At 51.8% G+C, this 19,718-nt stretch carries 17 protein-coding genes; 16 read left to right on the top strand and 1 reads right to left on the bottom strand.

Annotated features, from left to right (window positions below; translation table 11 throughout):
• Positions 1–17 precede the first annotated feature (17 nt).
• The 7 genes from ABCW45_RS03645 (at position 18) to ABCW45_RS03615 (ending at position 8,538) form a co-directional block, all read left to right on the top strand.
• A complete protein-coding gene (locus ABCW45_RS03645) occupies positions 18–2,237 on the top strand; it encodes a polyribonucleotide nucleotidyltransferase (RefSeq protein ID WP_343220294.1) in 2,220 nt (739 codons plus the stop codon).
• 149 nt (positions 2,238–2,386) lie between these two features.
• A complete protein-coding gene (locus tag ABCW45_RS03640) occupies positions 2,387–2,665 on the top strand; it encodes a type II toxin-antitoxin system HicB family antitoxin (protein WP_015553621.1) in 279 nt (92 codons plus the stop codon).
• A gap of 145 nt (positions 2,666–2,810) precedes the next feature.
• The gene (locus tag ABCW45_RS03635) at positions 2,811–3,254 is read left to right on the top strand and encodes a protease complex subunit PrcB family protein (protein WP_015553620.1); all 444 of its coding nucleotides are present in this window, start codon (positions 2,811–2,813) and stop codon (positions 3,252–3,254) included.
• Between the two features lie 291 nt (positions 3,255–3,545).
• Positions 3,546–4,217, top strand: coding sequence for a serine O-acetyltransferase (gene cysE, locus ABCW45_RS03630; protein ID WP_181967987.1), 672 nt, complete (start codon positions 3,546–3,548; stop codon positions 4,215–4,217).
• Between the two features lie 318 nt (positions 4,218–4,535).
• The gene (locus tag ABCW45_RS03625; protein ID WP_343220293.1) at positions 4,536–6,086 is read left to right on the top strand and encodes a DUF3794 and LysM peptidoglycan-binding domain-containing protein; all 1,551 of its coding nucleotides are present in this window, start codon (positions 4,536–4,538) and stop codon (positions 6,084–6,086) included.
• Positions 6,087–6,534: 448 nt separating this feature from the next.
• Complete coding sequence (locus ABCW45_RS03620; RefSeq protein ID WP_015553617.1) at positions 6,535–6,798, top strand: GIY-YIG nuclease family protein; 264 nt, start codon at positions 6,535–6,537, stop codon at positions 6,796–6,798.
• A 153-nt stretch (positions 6,799–6,951) separates the two neighbouring features.
• Positions 6,952–8,538: a serine hydrolase gene (locus ABCW45_RS03615; RefSeq protein ID WP_117470766.1), complete on the top strand. Its 1,587-nt coding sequence runs from the start codon at positions 6,952–6,954 to the stop codon at positions 8,536–8,538.
• 77 nt (positions 8,539–8,615) lie between these two features.
• Here the strand turns inward: ABCW45_RS03615 and trhA are convergent, their stop codons facing one another.
• Positions 8,616–9,272 carry a PAQR family membrane homeostasis protein TrhA gene (trhA, locus tag ABCW45_RS03610; RefSeq protein ID WP_117470767.1) on the bottom strand — a complete coding sequence of 219 codons (657 nt, stop codon included), beginning with the start codon at positions 9,270–9,272 and terminating at the stop codon, positions 8,616–8,618.
• A 276-nt stretch (positions 9,273–9,548) separates the two neighbouring features.
• On the opposite strand from trhA, the gene ABCW45_RS03605 reads away from it, so the two are divergent.
• The 9 genes from ABCW45_RS03605 to feoB all read left to right on the top strand — a co-directional run bounded on the left by ABCW45_RS03605 (position 9,549) and on the right by feoB (position 19,642).
• Positions 9,549–10,349, top strand: coding sequence for an RluA family pseudouridine synthase (locus tag ABCW45_RS03605; protein ID WP_343220292.1), 801 nt, complete (start codon positions 9,549–9,551; stop codon positions 10,347–10,349).
• Positions 10,350–10,459: 110 nt separating this feature from the next.
• Entirely contained in the window at positions 10,460–11,638 is a 1,179-nt protein-coding gene (locus tag ABCW45_RS03600; protein WP_343220291.1) for an AI-2E family transporter, read from the top strand.
• Positions 11,639–11,717: 79 nt separating this feature from the next.
• Entirely contained in the window at positions 11,718–12,218 is a 501-nt protein-coding gene (locus ABCW45_RS03595; protein ID WP_343220290.1) for a GNAT family N-acetyltransferase, read from the top strand.
• Positions 12,219–12,503: 285 nt separating this feature from the next.
• Positions 12,504–13,052 (top strand): biotin transporter BioY, encoded by a 549-nt coding sequence (locus tag ABCW45_RS03590; RefSeq protein WP_117484658.1) that lies wholly within the window; start codon positions 12,504–12,506, stop codon positions 13,050–13,052.
• Between the two features lie 3 nt (positions 13,053–13,055).
• Complete coding sequence (gene bioD, locus ABCW45_RS03585) at positions 13,056–13,751, top strand: dethiobiotin synthase (RefSeq protein WP_343220289.1); 696 nt, start codon at positions 13,056–13,058, stop codon at positions 13,749–13,751.
• A 124-nt stretch (positions 13,752–13,875) separates the two neighbouring features.
• On the top strand, positions 13,876–15,075 hold the full coding sequence (bioA, locus tag ABCW45_RS03580) for an adenosylmethionine--8-amino-7-oxononanoate transaminase (RefSeq protein WP_117513677.1): 1,200 nt from the start codon (positions 13,876–13,878) through the stop codon (positions 15,073–15,075).
• A 210-nt stretch (positions 15,076–15,285) separates the two neighbouring features.
• On the top strand, positions 15,286–17,277 hold the full coding sequence (gene uvrB / locus ABCW45_RS03575; protein ID WP_117472078.1) for an excinuclease ABC subunit UvrB: 1,992 nt from the start codon (positions 15,286–15,288) through the stop codon (positions 17,275–17,277).
• Between the two features lie 140 nt (positions 17,278–17,417).
• On the top strand, positions 17,418–17,648 hold the full coding sequence (locus tag ABCW45_RS03570) for a FeoA family protein (protein WP_117470777.1): 231 nt from the start codon (positions 17,418–17,420) through the stop codon (positions 17,646–17,648).
• Entirely contained in the window at positions 17,645–19,642 is a 1,998-nt protein-coding gene (gene feoB, locus ABCW45_RS03565) for a ferrous iron transport protein B (RefSeq protein ID WP_343220288.1), read from the top strand. Before ABCW45_RS03570 ends, feoB begins: the two co-directional genes overlap by 4 nt.
• Positions 19,643–19,718 lie beyond the last annotated feature (76 nt).

Below are 19,718 nucleotides of genomic sequence, written 5' to 3'. Positions count from 1 at the left end.
GAAAAGGAGACGAAGCCATGTTTAAGAGTTTTTCCATGGAACTTGCAGGACGTACCCTTACCGTTGAGGTAGGCCGTGTTGCAAAGCAGGCAAATGGTGCAGCATTCATGCACTACGGCGATACAGTTGTTCTTTCTACCGCAACTGCATCTGACAAGCCGAGAGACGGGATCGATTTCTTCCCGTTAAGCGTAGAATATGAAGAAAAATTATACTCCGTAGGAAAAATCCCGGGCGGATTCACAAAGAGAGAGGGAAAGGCATCCGAGAACGCGACCCTTACTTCCCGTGTTATCGACCGTCCGATGCGTCCGTTATTCCCGAAGGACTACAGAAACGACGTAACACTTGACAACATTGTTATGTCTGTTGACCCGGAGTGCAGCCCGGAGCTCACAGCTATGCTCGGTTCCGCGATTGCTACATGCATTTCCGATATCCCGTTCGACGGCCCATGTGCAATGACCCAGGTAGGTCTTATTGACGGCGAGTTCATTATCAACCCGACATCCGCTCAGAAGAAGGTATCTGATCTTGCTCTTACCGTTGCGTCCACAAGAGAGAAAGTTATCATGATCGAGGCTGGCGCAAAGGAAGTTCCGGAGCAGACCATGATCAACGCGATCTTCAAGGCACACGAAGTAAACCAGGAGATCATTAAATTCATCGACCGCATCGTTGCTGAGTGCGGTAAAGAAAAGCACACTTACGAGAGCTGCGCAATTCCGGATGAGCTGTTTGCTGCGATCAAAGAGATCGTTCCGCCGGCTGAGATGGAAGAGGCAGTATTCACAGACGAGAAGCAGAAACGTGAGGAGAACATCCGCCAGATCACAGAGCGTCTCGAAGAGGCATTTGCTGAAAACGAAGAGTGGCTTCCGCTTATCGGACAGGCTGTTTACCAGTATCAGAAGAAGACCGTAAGAAAGATGATCTTAAAAGACCACAAGCGCCCGGATGGCCGCCGCATCGACGAGATCCGTCCGTTAGCTGCTGAGATCGATATCCTTCCGCGCGTACATGGTTCCGGTATGTTCACCCGCGGACAGACCCAGATCTTAAACGCCTGCACACTTGCACCGCTTTCCGAGGCACAGCGTCTTGACGGTCTTGATGAGAATGAGACAACAAAGAGATATATGCACCACTACAACTTCCCGTCCTTCTCCGTAGGTGAGACAAAGCCGTCCAGAGGACCGGGACGCCGTGAAATCGGTCATGGCGCTCTTGCTGAGCGTGCCCTTGTACCGGTACTTCCGAGCGAGGAAGAGTTCCCGTACGCGATCCGTACTGTATCTGAGACAATGGAGTCCAACGGTTCCACATCCCAGGCCAGCATCTGTGCATCTACCCTGTCCCTTATGGCAGCAGGTGTTCCGATCAAGACTATGGTAGCCGGTATCTCCTGCGGTCTTGTAACAGGCGAGACAGACGACGATTACATCGTTCTTACCGATATCCAGGGTCTTGAGGACTTCTTCGGAGACATGGACTTCAAGGTAGGCGGTACTCACGAAGGTATCACTGCGATCCAGATGGATATCAAGATCCACGGTTTAACACGCCCGATCATCGAGGAGGCGATCAGACGCTGCCGTGAAGCAAGACTTTACATCATGGATAACATTATGGCTCCGGTTATCAGCGAGCCGAGAAAGACTCTGTCCAAGTACGCTCCGAAGATCACACAGATCACCATCGATCCGGCTAAGATTGGCGATGTAGTCGGCAAGCAGGGTAAAGTGATCAATAAGATCATCGAGGAGACTGGCGTTAAGATCGACATCACAGATGACGGTGCAGTCAATGTCTGCGGTACTGATCAGGAGATGATCGACAAGGCGATCGCTACGATCAAGAACATCGTGACAGATGTCGAGCCGGGTATGATTTACACAGGTAAGGTTGTCCGCATCATGGAATTCGGCGCATTTGTTGAGCTTGCTCCGAACAAGGATGGCATGGTTCATATCTCCAAGCTCTCTGACAAGCGTGTAGCAAAAGTTGAAGATGTCGTAAACATCGGCGATGAGGTTACGGTAAGAGTCGTTGAGGTAGACCGCATGGGAAGGATCAACCTGACCATGAGACCGGAAGATATGACAGCAGACCTTGAGAAGTTAACACGTCCGGAAAGACGCGAGAGAAGCGACCGCCCGGAGAGACGCGATGACAGAAGAGGCGGACGCCACGACGACAGACGCGAGCGTTCTGAGAAGAAGGACGATAACGAGTAAGACATGTCAGAGTCCGGTTATGTGCCAGTTTTGGTTACTGCATGACTGAACGGTGCTGCTTACGATAAATACATGGGCCGCAGCCTGCAGCGTTTGCTTTGCAGCCTGCGGCTCATGTTGATTAAAAAAAGATCGGAGAGGAGAAAACTATGACATTTACATATCCTGCCGTATTTACAGAGAAAGAAGATGGAACCGGTTATCACGCATTCTTTCCGGATCTGGAGATGTGTGAGGCGGACGGTGCCGATTTAGAGGACGCTATCGAAAACGCCAGAGATGCAGCCCAGAACTGGATCAGCGTAGAGCTGGAAGAATTCGAGGGCGACCTGCCTTTCGCGACTCATGTAGACGATATTGAGCTTGCAGAGAATCAGGTTGCGAAGCAGATCATGGTAAAGATCAAGTTTTTACCGGACAGCGACTGATGGGATTTTTGCTTTCCAGCTTAAGTTTTCTTACGGTCAGCGCAGCAAGTGGGCAGATCTGCTGAACAGTTACGAATAAGAAACTCATATAAATGGGATCCCCGGAATAGGATTGTAACAAAATCCATGATGGGGATCTTATTTTATGTTCAGACGTTTGCCAAGGCGCGCGAGAAAGGTGCTTACGGTGCTGGGAGTCCTGATGGTGATCTTGGGCGGGATTGCGGCATTTACCGGATGTCAGTCCGGAAATTCTGAGGAGAAGCAGGGAGAAGACCTGGAATTTACAGTCACCGGGGAGGCGGATATCCCGGCGGCATTAAAGGAGCTGATCGACAAAAAGCGGGAAAAACCATTCAAGCTTACATACGCGGACGGGCTGGAAATGTATATCGTCATCGGCGAGGGTCCGCAGAAAGGCGGCGGCTACAGCGTGGCGGTGAAGGAACTCTATGAGACGGATAATTCCATCGTGATCCGCACGGAACTTACGGGACCGGAGGCTGGTGAGGCGAGGGGGACAGAGAACTCGTATCCGGTGCTGATCGTGAAGACAGAGTATCGGGATAAGCCGGTGGTATTTCAGTAAATCCGGAGGGTCGTGTTTTGCTTACAAATGCGTTTCCTTATATTGTGTAATCGGAAATTACTTTATATAGGTAAGACAGACTCGATATTTTGCACTGATGTATTGAGTTAACGCTTTACTTTGATAATCATTTCTGATAGAATACATGTAATCAGCCATAAATGTCCTGACGGCAGATGTGGAACGTGACCGATTGACCAAAATGATCTGATGTGAAGAAATTCGGACACACAATATGGGCAGAATACGTATGATAGACAGAGAAAATATGTCTTAAAAGATTACAACGGGATGGCAGAGGAGAGGAAAAACATGTTGTTGAAAGATATCTGGCTTGATGTAAAGGCGGTTCAGGAGAGAGATCCGGCGGCGAGAAGCGCGCTGGAGGTCCTGCTTTTATACCAGGGAGTCCATGCCCTGATCTGGCACCGGATCGCCCACTGGTTCTGGACCCACAATATGCGGTTCCTCGGTCGTCTGATCTCCCAGATCGCCAGATTTTTCACTCTGATCGAGATCCATCCGGGCGCGGTCCTGGGACATGGGATCCTCATCGACCACGGCTGCGGCATCGTCATCGGCGAGACCACGGTGGTGGGGGATAACTGCACGATCTACCAGGGCGTGACGTTGGGCGGTGTCGGAACAAAGAAGGGAAAACGCCATCCGACCATCGGAAACAATGTCCTCATCGGAGCCGGAGCGAAGATCCTCGGCGCCTTCGAGGTGGGTGACAACTGCCAGATCGCGGCGAACGCGGTCCTCTTAAAGCCCCTGGAGGAGAACAGCACCGCAGCCGGAATCCCCGCGAGACAGGTCAAAAAGGACGGCGTGCCGGTGAAAGACCCGTCAAAGAAGATCAACACGGAACACATCTGCAAGATGCAGGAGACCATCGACGAGCTGGAGCGCCGGGTGAAAGAGCTGGAGAAGGAGCTGGAAAAGGCGAAGGAGGAGCTGTAGCAGAATAGATCTAAGCAGCAGTACAACCGGAGGACCTTTAAGCAGACCTGCGGAGGTGCTGCATTGAGCGAAAAGAAGCTCAGGCTGCCAGACCGAAAGTAACAACGGGCGTAACTGTTCAGTAGGTCTGCGCACTTGCTGCGCTGACCGTAAGAAAACATAGGCTGGAGGGCAAAAATCCCATCAGCGAAGCTGATCTGGAATGGATTTTTGCGTGTAACTATGAAGGTACTGAATAGTTACCAACGGGCATAAAATAATAACTGCCATCATACAATTTCCTAAAGCATGGCTTTGGAAAGGTATGGTGGCGTTTTTATGATGGAACTTTTGAAGAAACATATCCACATGAACCGTCGCAGGGGGAACGTCACGTCCCAGATGACCCTGGATGACGATTTCAATGTGCCGGATTCTATGGATGATGTGGAAGAACTGATCATGGAGAACGGGGAGGTAAAAATTGAGTCGGTGAAGAACCCCGGCGAGAAGGCGGAGATCAGTGGAAAACTGGAATTCCGGATCCTGTACCGGCGGCCCGGCGGAGAACTCACAGCTCTTGCCGGCAGCATCCCGTTTACGGAGACCGTACATATGCCGGGGCTTGCGGAGAACGACTACGTGCAGGCGGGCTGGGAGCTGGATGACCTGAATGTGAGTCTCATCAACTCGAGAAAACTGAATGTCAAGGCGTTAGTGACCCTGGAACTCAAGGCGGACGAGATCCGGGACATGGAGACGGCGTCGGACGTGAAATTCGACGGTGAGGTGGAGGTATTGAAGAAGACGCTGACCGTGGCTGCCATCGCCGTTCGGCGGCGGGACACGTTCCGGGTGCGGGAAGTCCTTACGATCCCTGGAAACGACCCGGACGCGGAGACGCTTTTGTGGCAGGATATGCGGCTTCAGGATGTGGAGACAAAGCCCCTCGACGGGAAGATCCATATCAGCGGCGATCTTCTGGTATTTGCAGTCTACTCTGCGGGCGGCGGGCAGATGCCGGTGCAGTGTTTCGAGGAGACTGTGCCGTTTTCCGGGAATGTGGAGCTCACAGAATCAGCGGAGGACATGATCCCGTTTATCACGGTGAAGTTAGTGCACCGGGATATGGAACTGCAGCCGGATTCCGACGGCGAGATGCGGGAGATATCCGTGGACGCGGTCATGGAACTGGACATCAGGCTCTACGAGGAAGAGCAGGTGGAGCTTCTCGGGGACCTCTATGCCCTGGACCGGGAGGCGGTTCCGGAGACAGGGACGGTGTGCTTTGATACGCTGGCAGTGCGGAACCAGGTGAAGACGAAGATCCAGGAGAAGGTCCAGCTCACCGGAAGGCAGCGGATCCTGCAGGTATGCCACAGCGACGGGGACGTGAAGATCGATGAGGTCCAGATCAAGGAGGACGGAATCCACATGGACGGGGTCCTGGAGATCCGGCTTTTATACCTGACGGCGGATGACCAGGCACCTGTGGGGGCAGCGTCGGAAGTGCTGCCGTTCCATCTGATGGCAGCCGCGGATGGTCTGACGCAGGATGTGGTATATGAGATTGAACCGGGAATCTCCGGGCTTACAGCTGTCATGGCAGGCGGGGACGCCGTGGAGGTGAAGGCTCAGATCACGGCGGATGTGCTGGTGTTAAAGCCTGTCTGCGAGCAGACGGTCCTGAGCGTGGCGGAGGAACCTTTGGATACGGAGCGGCTCAAAAAAATTCCGGGGATCATCGGATATGTGGTGAAGCCGGGGGACAGTCTCTGGAAGATCGCCAGGATGTTCCACACAAGCGTAGAACGGATCATGGAGCTAAACCACCTGTCAGACAGCACGATCCGGCCGGGCGACAGGCTGATTTTAGTGAAAACGGTGTAGGGATAGAGCTGGTTCCGCGTGTGACTGTTGTCCGGTGCTGCTTTTTATTGAAAAAACAAGTGCAAAATGCGGCAATGTGTGATTTTCCCCGAATGTCTGGTTGCAATTCGGGGAAAATTTTATATAATGGTATGAGTGGGATTTTCTGCTCGCAGCAAAATGACATTGGTCAGGAGCGACAGAATGTTATGGAATATGCCAGAATCGGAAACAGAAGAATGCTCCTGTAACGTTCTGAAAACTGCGGCATAAAATAACAGTACCACAGAAAATCACATCTAAGGCATCCCGATGCTTTCATATAGATTCCGCGGGCTCAGGCTTTCGGAGAACGGTGATGGATTCCATGGTCCCATTGCCGTTTACATAACATGTAAAGTGTCAGAGAGCAGGGAATGTCGGGGCAGGATACAAGCGGGTGCCGGTATCGCCGTGAAATGGAGAAAACATGAACTATACATATCTTCTGGAATGTTCGGACGGGACACTCTACTGCGGCTGGACGAATGACCTGGAAAAAAGGGTGAAGGCGCACAATTCCGGGCGCGGGGCGAAGTACACGAAGTCCAGACGGCCGGTGCGGCTTGTGTGGTATGAGACTTTCGAGACGAAGGAAGAGGCGATGAGCCGGGAAGTGAAGGTAAAACAGCTTTCCCGGAATCAGAAGGATGAACTGGTGGCCCATGGGCCGGTTGAAAGGCCGATTTCCTGAAAAGCCCCGTAAGCGTGCGGCAGAGCATTGTTTATTGCGCTGGCCGCAGGAAAACATCACATATAAGGCAGAAATGCATCGATTTTTGAAATGGATTTTTGCTAGTATCTGTGAGAAAACCGAACAGATACGGAATACAGGGAGAAAATATTTATGATTTGTACTTTTAAAAAGAAACTGGCAAAGGTGCTCTGCGGCGTGCTCGTGTTTACCCAGCTGGGAACGATGCAGGCTTTCGCGAGACCCGACTGGCCATCCGACACGGGAATCGAGGCGGAGGCGGGAGCTGTCATGGACGTGGACACCGGAACGATGCTTTTCGGACAGAACAGCCATGTGGAATACTATCCGGCGAGTATCACAAAGATCCTCACAGCCCTCGTGGTCCTGGAACATGCGGACCTCACTGACACGGTCACTTACTCGGACAAGGCCATGAACTCCGTGGAGGTGGACAGCGGAAATAAGCTGAGTCTCGTGGCGGGAGACACTATGACCGTTGAGGACTGCCTCTACGCGCTGCTTCTTGCATCCGTCAACCAGGCGGCAAACGCCCTGGCGGAACACGTGGCAGGCAGTATTCCGGACTTTGTTGACATGATGAACGCGAAGATCTCGGAGCTTGGATGCACGGAGAGCCATTTCGCGAACCCATCGGGCCTCAACAACGATGACCAAGTGGTTACAGCGTTTGATATGACGAAGATCGCGGCTGCGGCCTACAGTAACCCGAAGCTTCTGGAGATCAGTTCCGCGAAGTCATGGAAGGTGGGACCGACGACGAACAACCCGGACGGGGCCAGTGTGCGGAATGAGCACCGTCTCGTGATCACGGAGGACACTTCCAGCGAGTATTACTGCCCGGAGGCAGTGGCAGGAAAGACCGGATATCTCTTAAAAGCAGGAAACACGCTTGTTACATACGGTGAGAAGGACGGAAGACGTGTTGTATCCGTCATCTTAAAGGGAAGTCCGAGACAGTATTTCATTGATGGAAAATCGTTGCTGCAGTTTGGCCTGAACCGGTTCCAGAATGTGGATATCGCGGAGAATGAGACGAGATATGTCACAGGAGAGGACCAGGTGGATGTAAACGGGACAAGCTATGCGCCGTCCGACCTGGCGATCCAGACAGGAAAGAAGATCACACTTCCGAAGGACGCCACATTCGCGGACGCGGAATTAAGTCTCGGCGCAGTTCCGGACGGAGCGCCGGAGGGAACGGTCGGAGTGCTCAACTACATTTACAATGAGAGAAAGATCGGCTCCGCGTACCTGATGACGAAGGCGGGGGCGGAAGCACTTGCGGCTGCTGAGGCAGCAGGAGGGGCCGAGACCACTGCAGCGGAAGAAACGTCCGAGGAGAGCACAGACGCTGCGGATCCGTCAGCAGATGACGAGAGCACTGAGGCTGAGACGGAGACCATGGGCGAGGCAGATGTGACCACGGCGGCAGGTGACGCGGACAACGCATCGAATCAGGCGGGCAGCAATGATGTGAAGACCGGATTCCCTGCGAAGATCCTCCTGATCGTGATCGGAATCCTCGCGGCAGCAGCCCTGATCGGCGGTGGTATCTGGTTCATGATCCAGAACAACAGGAAAGAGGCGGAAGCAGAAGCACTTCGCCGCGAAAAGAGAAGACAGCGTCTCGTTGCCGAAGGCGGTGACGCGGAGGCCGAGTTCAACAGACTGCTTGAAGAGAAGCGGAAGAGGGACGAGGAGAGACGGAAGAGATAGAAGAGATAGAAGAGAGAAAGCGGCTGGATCAATTGTGATCAGGCCGCTTTTCTGATATACTGGAAATGAAGTTGGTTTTACGCGGCAGCCACATATCCGTACATCATCATGTAATGGCAGAAGCTTCCGCCCATGACGAAGAGATGGAAGATCTCGTGGGAGCCGAAATTTTTATGCTTCGAGTTGAAGATCGGCAGTTTCAGCGCGTAGATCACACCGCCGATGGTATAGATGATGCCGCCGGCGAGAAGCCATGTGAAAGCGGCAGGTGTGAGAGCGGCAACGATCTGGCGGATCGCCATGATGCATACCCAGCCCATCGCGATGTAGATCACGGAGGAGAACCACTTCGGGCAGTTGATCCAGAGGGCATTGATGATGATGCCTACGATGGCGATGCCCCAGACAAGGGACAGCATCCGGTAGCCGGACTTATTTCCGAGGACGATCAGGCACACCGGTGTGTAGGTTCCGGCGATCAGGATGAAGATCATCATGTGGTCGATTTTCCGAAGGATCTTATTGACATGCTCAGAAATGTCGAAGGTGTGGTAGACCGTGCTTGCGGCGTAGAGCAGGATCATGCTGACGATGAAGACGCTCAGGGCCTTTAGGTGCATGGTTCCGGGGACGGATGCGGCCTTGATTAAAAGCGGCGTCGCGGCAACCATTGCGGTCAGCATTGCGATAAAGTGAGTCAGCGCGCTTCCGGGATCTTTTATTTTCAGTTCCATAATCATTCCTCCAATCATGCGGGATAGCCTGTGTTGAACAGGGAAAATATTGGAAATCAGAATGTGCGTGACTGTATGAAATGAATTAGTCCGATATGGATCTGCGATAATAGGTTGTGGCGGACAAATTTCAGATCATTGCAGCAAATGAACGCAGGGTCTGGTTTCAAAGGTAAAGTGAATATTTAAAATGCGACACATAGTTTTTAAAACTACTTATCACGTTTGAATATACTATACCACTTACGATAAAAATATGCAAGGGGAAATATTTTGATGTTAAAAGTATTATATGAGGACGACGAGATCCTGGTGGTCATAAAGCCTGCGGGCGTGGAATCCCAGGCTGCGAAGCGGTTCGCACCGGATATGGTCAGCGAGGTGAAAAAACACCTGGTTATCAACAAATCATGCACACCGGGGAAGGAACCTTATGTGGGAGTTATCCACAGACTGGACAAGCCTGTGTCCGGCGTGATGGTGTACGCGAAAACGAAACGGGCGGCAGCGGCTTTAAGTGAGCAGGTTCAGAGCCATAAGATGAAAAAAATCTACACAGCAGTTGTCCACGGAAGACCTGTGAATATGGTGGATAACTATGTGGATTATATGGTGAAAACACCGGACGGGAATTATTCACAGGTTGTGGATAAGGGGATAACCGGTGCGAAAAAGGCGGAGCTGTCCTATGAAGTCTTAAAGACGATCGACGGGGAAATAGCCGGAATGCCGGAAACGGAGCTGAGTCTGGTGAGAATTTCGCTGAGGACTGGACGCCATCACCAGATCCGTGTACAGATGGCGCATCATGGGATGCCGCTGTATGGGGATATGAAATATGGAGTGCCTGTGGGAACTGCCAAACTTGATAAGAAAGAGAATGCAGACCAGGGAACCATGAAGGCAGCAGGAAATAGAAATATGCCGGGTATCAGAACAGCAGGAAATATGGGAAGTGGAAGAGAGTCGATCGCACTCTGCGCTTCATCGCTGACTTTTTTTCATCCGGTGACGAAGAAAGAAATGACGTTTGAGATAGAACCGGTCGGAGGGGCATTTCAGTTGTTTCAAGTTTGATCCTGGTTGGGCTGTTTTCGGCTGCAGGTTGTGACATTGGCAACTGTGGAGGTGAAGATCTTTGGATTCAAAGGTCGAGGCTTGTAAATGATCATGTTCTGCTAAGAACCATGGAAAAAACAGATTATGGAATCGTCCCGATGCGCGCATATCGCGGGAATTTCCGCCCATACTATGAGCAGTACAAAGGAAGTACAAATCAGAAAACGGGTGATTCCATGGTAAGTCCTGAGAAAAAACTGAAGAAATTTCTACTGATTCTGGGAATCACGGGTGCGGTATACGGAGCGTTCCGCTATCTTTTACCCCTCGTGGTTCCCTTTTTATGTGCGTATGGGACGGCACTATTTCTGCGTCCGTCGGTCAGGTTCCTCTCGAACCGCATTGCGGTGCCGTTTCGTGGGGAGATGCACCATCTGCCGGTGTCGCTTGTCGGCGGGATCGAACTTCTGGTGATGTCATGCCTTGTTTTCGGACTCCTCTACGCGGGCGGCAGCATGGCGGTGAGCCAGACGGGGCTTTTTATCCGGAGATTTCCGGACTGGCTTTCCGCCCTTGATCTGCGGCTTACGGATACCTGCCGCCTCCTGGAGCAGAAGATGGGGCTCAAGGCGGACGCGCTGGTGGAGCTTGCGGGGAGAGCAGTGGAAGAGGTCCGGCAGATGTTTAAGAACTCCACGATGCCAGTGCTCATGGACCGCTCCGTGTCTGCGCTCCGCGTGGCAGTCGCCGGGATCGTCCTTTTCTTTATCTATTTTGTCGCAGTACTCCTGACACTGCAGGAGATGGATGATATCAGGGAAAAGCGGAGCAGGTCCGCATTCCGGCGGGAATTTCTCGTAGTGGGAGAGCGGATCGCATCCGTGGTGGGCGCGTGGCTGAAGACCCAGGCGTTTATTCTGTTCCTAACAAGTGCCGTGTGTATCTTCGGACTGGCAGTGATCGGAAATCCCTATTCGTTTTTGTTTGGCTGCGGGATCGGGATCCTGGACGCACTGCCGGTATTGGGGGCCGGGACTGTGCTGATTCCGTGGGGAGTCGCGCTGCTGTTTCAGAAGGCGTGGAAAAAGGCTGCGGTGATCTTCGGCATCTATGTGGTCTGCTACTTTCTGCGTCAGATCTCAGAGGCGAGACTGATGGGGAAGCAGGTGGGGCTTTCGCCGCTGGGATCGCTGGTATCCATGTATGTGGGACTTAAATTGTTTGGATTGTCGGGGCTGATCCTGGGACCGGTGGGAGTGCTGCTGATCGGGGATCTGGTGCGGATGTATGAGGAACAGGGGAGCTGAAAAGACAGATTGTCTTGTGAAAAACACTATGATACAATGGGAACAGCAATTAGTTTACCCGTAAAAGAGGAGAACATCTATGACAGAAGATAACTTCACAATAAGAAAATCATCCCCAGCTGATCTCCCACGGATCCACGGGATCTACGCCGCTGCCCGCCAGTTCATGCGTGACCATGGGAACTTCAGCCAGTGGGACGGCGAGGACGCCCCGGAGCATCTGCTCCCGGGGGACATCGAGGCAGGAAATTTATATGTTCTGGAAGAAAACGGCGTGATCCATGCCGCCTTCGCCTTCATCATCGGCGCTGACCCATGCTACGCTGTGATCGGGCAGGGCGCCTGGAAGGCAGACACCCCGTACGCTGCCGTCCACCGCGTCGCAAGCGACGGTACGGTCCACAACATCCTGGGCCGGATCATGGACTTCGCCAAGTCGAAGATATCCCACATCCGGATCGACACCCACGAAAACAACAAGGTCATGCAGAGAGCGCTTGAAAAACAGGGATTTGAGAGATGCGGAATTATCTATGTCCCGGACGGAACGCCGCGGATCGCGTTTGAGTGGGGCAGGTAATCATGATGCAGAGGAAAGACACCGAATAGACCATTTGGTTTTGGAGGTGTCTTTTTTGTACAAACAATTGTTAACTATATAAGCACAATAGGTTGACAATGCGAAAATTCTATGTTATGCTCCTACAAGTCCATCTTTGCAATACCACCCGGGTTCTGAAGACAGCAGCCGCTGTTTCAGAAGGTATGGAAAGAACGGAAGAGTGATGCGCATGTACAGGAAAAGGGAAATGCTTCAGATTTCTTGAGCAACCAGAAAATTCAGGAGGAAATAATTTTGAAACATATGAAAACGAAAGACCTTGTGCTGTGCGCAATGTTTGTGGCATTGATCGCGGTAGGGGCATTTATCAAAGTTCCTGTTCCGGTGGTTCCGTTTACACTTCAGTTTTTATTTACGATGCTGGCGGGGCTGCTGCTGGGTCCTGTGAACGGGGCGCTGGCGGTCGTGGTCTATATTGTTCTGGGACTTGTGGGACTTCCGATCTTCACCCAGGGAGGCGGACCGGGCTATATCTTTCAGCCGAGCTTTGGTTACATCATCGGATTCGCTGTGGCAGCCTACGTGACAGGACGGATCGCGAATGAAAAGAGCCATCCTGGTTACAGACGCCTGCTGGCGGCAAATTTCATCGGACTCTTTATCGTGTACGCATTTGGAATGGTTTACTATTATGCGATCAGCAATTTCGTCATAAATACGCCGATCGGTCTCTGGCCATTATTTTTATACTGCTTTTTACTGGCGGTTCCGGGAGATATAGCGCTGTGCATTCTGGCGGCAGTCATCGGGAAACGAATGATCCCGATGATTAAAGAGGGGAGACTGGGATAGGAAATGAGCAGAAATATTTTTATCACAGGAACGGGAACGGATGTCGGAAAAACGTATGTGACAGGATTGATCGTGAAAAAACTGAGAGAGAGCGGTGCGGACGCGGCTTACTATAAGGCTGCCATGAGCGGCAACGAGAGACGGCCGGATGGCAGTCTGATCCCGGGGGACGCGCTCCAGGTAAAAAACATGTCCGGAATCCGCCAGTCCCTTGAGGAAATGTGTCCATATGTCTACGAGACAGCTGTCTCCCCACACCTGGCATCACGGATCGAGGGAAATCCGGTCCAGATGGAGACTGTGTTGGCGGGATTTCAGAAGGTCTGTGAGGAGTACGAGTACGTGACGATGGAGGGAAGCGGTGGAATCCTCTGTCCGCTCTGCTTTGATGAGGCGGATATCCGCCTGCCGGAGGTAGTCAAAGCCTGCGGTCTTGGGTGTCTGATGATCGCGGACGCGGGACTCGGCACGATCAACGGTGTGGCGCTGACCGCGTACTACCTCAAAGAGCAGGGAATCCCGTTGAAGGGGATCATTTTCAATCACTATAAGCAGGGAGATGTGCTCCATGAGGACAACCGGAAAATGTGCGAGTATTATACAGGAGTTCCGGTGGTTGCCTGTGTGGCGGACGGTGACACGGAGCTTTCCATGGACGCGGAGGATTTGAAAGCGCTGTATGAGACTGCGGAAAAATGACCGTGAATATGCCAAGATTATATAGGAAGCGATAAGTGCTGACGTACTCCCGGGAATCCCACCCGCAGCAGCGGAGCAGGAAAGGGACCGGGGAGTCCATGTTAAGATGAAGGAGAAGAAAACGATGATCTGGTATCCATATGAACAGTTAAAAACAATGAAGGCGCCCTACGAGATCGTGGACGCGAACGGGGTATATCTCTATACGAAAGATCAGAAGATGATCGATTCGGTCTCATCCTGGTGGAGCGTGATCCACGGATATAAGCACCCGGTGATCAACCAGGCGATCATCTCCCAGGTGGAGAAGTTTTCCCATGTCATGCTGGGCGGGCTGACCCACGAACCGGCGAGAAAGCTGTCAGAGAAACTGGCGTCCTGGCTGCCGGGGGATCTGGATTACTGCTTCTTTTCCGATTCCGGCAGTGTGGCGGTGGAAGTGGCGTTAAAAATGGCGCTGCAGTATTATATGAACCGGGGAGATGAGAAGCGGACCATGATCCTGGCCCTGGAGCATGCCTACCACGGCGACACCTTTAAGACGATGGAAGCGGGAGACGATGAGGATTACCATTTCGTGCTGAAAGCTTACGGGGCAAGCCCGTATGTGGTCCACATTCCGACGGAGATCACGGCCCTGGAAGAGGCCTTTGAAAAGTATCATGACAGACTGAACTGTGTGCTGGTGGAACCGCTTTTACAGGGGGCGGGCGGCATGCGGATGTATGACGTTTCCTTCTTAAAGAAGGCGAGAGAGCTTTGTGACCAGTACGGTGTTCTTCTGGTCTTCGATGAGGTGGCGACTGGATTTGGCCGGACCGGCAATCGTTTCGTGGCGGATCTGGTCCTCCCGGATATTCTGGTTCTCGGAAAGGCACTGACAGGCGGATATATCGGTCATGCTGCCACCGTGGCAAACCGGAAAGTATTTGAGGGCTTCTACGATGATGTTCCGGAACATGCCCTGATGCATGGACCGACATTCATGGGAAATGCGCTGGCGTGCAGCGCGGCCCTGGCATCGATCGAACTGTTCGAGACCCAGAACTACATGGAAAAGATCAAGAGGATCGAAGCTGTGACCCGCCGCGAGATGAAGGGCTTCACAGACCCCAGGATCCGCGAAGTCCGGATCCTGGGCGGCTGCGTCTGCGTCGAAGTCTACGATCCGGCCGTATTAAAAGGATATCAGGAGTATGCCTGCAAGAGAGGTGTGTTCAGCCGTCCGTTCTTAAACTACCTCTACGCAATGGTGCCGTATGTGATCCAGGAGGACGAGCTGGTGCAGGTGCTTCAGTGTATGAAGGATTGGTTTGCGAGATAGGAATGCGGACAGCAAATACAGTACAGAACAAACATTCGGTTTGTTCTGTACTTTTTTTAGCTTGAATGCTATACTGGACAGGTAATATACTAAGAATGAAACGATTCCGTACATTCATAGCCTGGGGCGGAGAGATATTCCAGATCGGCTTCGCCGTCGGGATTTTTGCACTGCTTCTAATAATATCATGGATAGGTCAGGAGAAATCATATGGATCATTTTGAATTAGTATCAGAATACCAGCCCACCGGAGATCAGCCGCAGGCGATCGAGCAGCTGGTGAAGGGATTTAAAGAGGGGAATCAGTTTGAGACGCTGCTTGGCGTGACCGGATCCGGTAAGACGTTTACGATGGCGAATGTGATCCAGCAGCTCAATAAGCCGACGCTGGTGATCGCTCACAATAAGACGCTGGCGGCGCAGCTTTATTCGGAGATGAAAGAGTTTTTCCCGAACAATGCGGTGGAGTACTTTGTCTCCTATTATGATTACTATCAGCCGGAGGCGTATGTGCCGTCTACGGATACCTATATTGAGAAGGATTCCGCGATCAACGATGAGATCGATAAGCTGCGCCACTCTGCGACGGCGGCACTGTCGGAGCGGAATGATGTGATCATCGTGGCCTCCGTGTCCTGTATTTACGGCTTAGGAAGCCCGATCGATTATAAGAACATGGTGATCTCCCTGCGCCCGGGAATGGAGAAGGACAGGGATGAGGTGATCCATAAGCTGATCGACATCCAGTATACGAGAAATGAGATGGATTTCAAGCGCGGAAGCTTCCGGGTAAGAGGTGATGTGCTGGAAGTATTTCCGGCTTATTCTGGAAGCGAGGCGTACCGGATTGAGTTCTTCGGGGACGAGGTGGACAGGATCATGGAGATCGAGGCGCTGACCGGAGAGGTGAAAGCGCAGCTGGAACATGTGGCGATCTTCCCGGCGTCCCACTATGTTGTACCGAAAGAAAAGATGATGCGGGCAACGGAAAATATCCTTGCGGAAATGAAAGAACAGGTAACCTTTTTTAAGAGTGAGGACAAGCTTCTGGAGGCACAGAGAATCGCGGAACGGACAAATTTTGATGTGGAGATGATGAGAGAGACAGGCTTCTGTTCGGGAATCGAGAACTATTCCCGTCATCTTGTGGGATCTGCACCGGGACAGCCGCCGTGTACGCTGCTCGACTATTTCCCTGATGATTTCCTGATTATCGTGGACGAGTCCCATATCACGCTTCCGCAGGTCCGCGGCATGTATTTCGGTGACCGGTCGAGAAAGAAGACACTGGTGGATTATGGATTCCGCCTGCCGTCTGCCCTGGATAACCGCCCATTGAATTTTGAGGAGTTTGAGACCCATATCAATCAGATGATGTTCGTGTCCGCAACCCCGTCCACTTACGAGGCGGACCATGAACTTCTCCGCGCGGAGCAGATCATCCGTCCGACAGGACTTCTTGATCCGGAGATCTCCGTGCGACCAGTGGAGGGACAGATCGATGATCTTGTGGGCGAGATCAATAAAGAAGTAGAAAAACACAACAAGGTCCTGATCACAACGCTTACAAAGCGTATGGCGGAAGACCTTACGGATTATATCAGGGAAGCCGGGATCCGCGTAAAATATCTGCACTCGGATATCGACACATTGGAGCGCGCCGAGATCATCCGCGATATGCGTCTGGATGTCTTTGATGTTCTTGTGGGAATCAACCTCCTCAGAGAGGGACTCGATATCCCGGAGATCACACTTGTGGCGATCCTGGATGCGGATAAGGAAGGATTCCTCCGTTCGGAGACATCCTTGATCCAGACGATCGGACGTGCCGCGCGAAACGCCGAAGGCCATGTGATCATGTATGCGGATTCCATTACCGATTCCATGCGGGCCGCCATCGACGAGACGAACCGCCGACGTGAGATCCAGCAGAAGTACAATGAGGAGCACGGAATCACTCCGCAGACCATAAAGAAAGCGGTCCGTGATCTGATCGCAATCTCCAGGGCTGCCAGTGCCGGCGAAGAAGAGTTCAGGAAAGATCCGGAATCCATGGACGCAAGGGAACTGGAGAAGCTTGCAAAGGAACTCACAAAGAAGATGCGCCAGGCGGCAGCAGAACTGAATTTCGAAGAGGCCGCAAAGCTGCGTGACCGGATGAAGGAAGTGAAGCAGATGCTGCTGGAGCTGGAGAAAAATTAAGATAATTGGTAACTTCTGCCCGTACCAGGCGGACGAATGTGCCAGGATACACTTATTGACAATTATTCTCAACAAGAATACAATATTTCCAGATGACAGAGTCGGTTCTGTCAATTATGATAGTGAAGGATGGACACAGGATGAAACTATATGAAGGAAATATTGGCGCGACGTATCTGGTCAAGTCAGTCCATGTGGATGAGGCAATTAACCGGCGTTTAGAGGCGCTGGGGGTAAATGAGAATACGCCTCTTCTTGTGATGAATAAGAAAAACAGCGGAACCATGATCATCAAAGTCCGTGGAACCCGCCTTGCACTGGGAAGAAGAATTACCGGTGGAATTGAGGTAAAAGAGGAGGCGGCATCATGAGCACGGGGGAGAGACCAATTACTGTCTGCTTTGTAGGAAATCCGAACTGTGGAAAGACTACGCTGTTCAATGCATTTACGGGAGCAAAATTAAAGGTCGCAAACTGGCCCGGCGTTACAGTCGAGCGGATGGAAGGAGAGACGAGCTATAAAGGGCGGAAGATCCGTGTGATCGATACGCCGGGAATCTACAGCCTTACTTCATATACGATGGAGGAACTCGTCACAAGAAGGTGCATTGAGGAAGATGGCGTGGACGTAATTGTCAACGTTGTAGACGCATCATCGCTGGAGCGGAACCTTTATCTGACGATGCAGCTTTTAGAATTAAAGAAACCAGTTATTCTGGCTCTCAATATGATGGATATCATTGAAGAGCGTGGGATGGAGATCGACCTTCACAGACTTCCTGAGATGCTTGGCGGGATCCCTGTGGTTCCGGTCTCCGCGAGAAAGCGCACAGGACTTGACGTGCTGATGCACGCTGTGGTACATCATTATGAGGAAGGTCCCCAGGGCGTGATCGTCCGCTATGACAGGGAGATCGAGGACCGGATCCAGCGGGTAGAAGACCTTCTGCGGAAGAAGTATCCGGATCTCACAAATCTGCGCTGGCATGCGATCAAGATGCTCGAATATGACAAGGAAGTCCTGAAGGACCATCCGGTCGAACTGGAACAGATCGTGCCGAGAAGCTTCGAAAAAGAGATTATCAATGAAAAATACGATTACGTGGAATCAGTAATCAAGGAATGTCTGTTTAATAAAGAAGAAAAATCACATATGACAGATCAGGTGGATAAGATCCTGACTCATCCGATCCTGGGAATTCCAGCGTTCTTTGGAATTATGGCATTAGTCTTTTTCCTGACATTCACAGTCGGGGATTTTCTGAAAGGATACTTTGAGCAGGGACTGGAACTGCTGTCGCGCGGTGTTTTGTCCGGGCTTCATTCAGCGGGAGCTTCCGACTGGGTGATTTCCCTGGTCGTTGATGGTGCGTTGGCAGGAGTTGGAGGAATCCTGACATTTCTTCCAAACATCTTTATCCTTTTCCTTGCGCTTGCGTTCCTGGAGGACAGCGGATACATGGCAAGAGTCGCCTATGTCATGAATGAGACAATGGGGCTGGTCGGACTTTCCGGCCGTGCGTTTCTGCCGATGCTGCTGGGATTTGGCTGTACAGTTCCCGCGGTCATGGCGACCAGGGCGCTGGAGAATCAGAGAGACCGCTTGAAGACGATCCTTATCACACCGTTTATGTCCTGCTCAGCGAGACTTACGATCTATGTTTTGCTGGCGGATATGTTCTTCCCGAAATCGGCAATGTTAGTGGCATATTCCCTTTATCTGGTGGGGGTTGCCATGGCGATCCTCATCGCGCTTATTGTACATAGAATGACAGACGATAAAACTGAGAATGCTCTTCTGATCGAACTTCCGGAATATAAGATTCCGAATCTCAGAACTGTGGCGATCTATGTCTGGGAAAAAATAAAAGATTACCTGACAAAGGCGGGGACAACGATCTTCCTGGCATCGATCATCCTGTGGTTTGTCATGAATGTTGGACCGGCGGGATTTATTTCTGATGTGGCGGACAGCTTTGCGGCAAAATTCGGACAGATCCTTGTGCCGGTACTAAAGCCGGTTGGTCTTGGAAGCTGGCAGATCGCGGTAGCATTGATCTCCGGAATCTCCGCAAAGGAGGTCGTTGTCTCGAGTATGTCCGTCCTTTATGGGATCGGCAATATCAATTCTGCAGCTGGAATGGCGGAACTCTCAGGAATCCTTGGGGGAACAGGATTCACAGCAGTGAACGCTTATGCGCTCATGGTATTCTGCCTTCTCTATACACCGTGTATTGCGACGATCGCGACGATCAAGAGAGAAACACAGTCCTGGAGATGGACATTGGGGATGGTCATGTTCCAGCTTGTGCTTGCCTGGTCGGCGGCATTTCTTGTATTCCAGATCGGAAGCCGCCTGTTCTGATCAAAAAAATCTTGAAACTATAACTGCTGCCATGCCTGGCAGAAGATTTTCAATAGTGGATCTTGCAGCAAATGGG

The sequence above is a fragment of the Pilosibacter fragilis genome (assembly GCF_032490495.1).
GTDB lineage: Bacteria > Bacillota > Clostridia > Lachnospirales > Lachnospiraceae > Pilosibacter > Pilosibacter fragilis.
The sequence above is the reverse complement of the archived record's forward strand: the minus strand, read 5'-3'. Positions and strand labels throughout refer to the sequence as shown.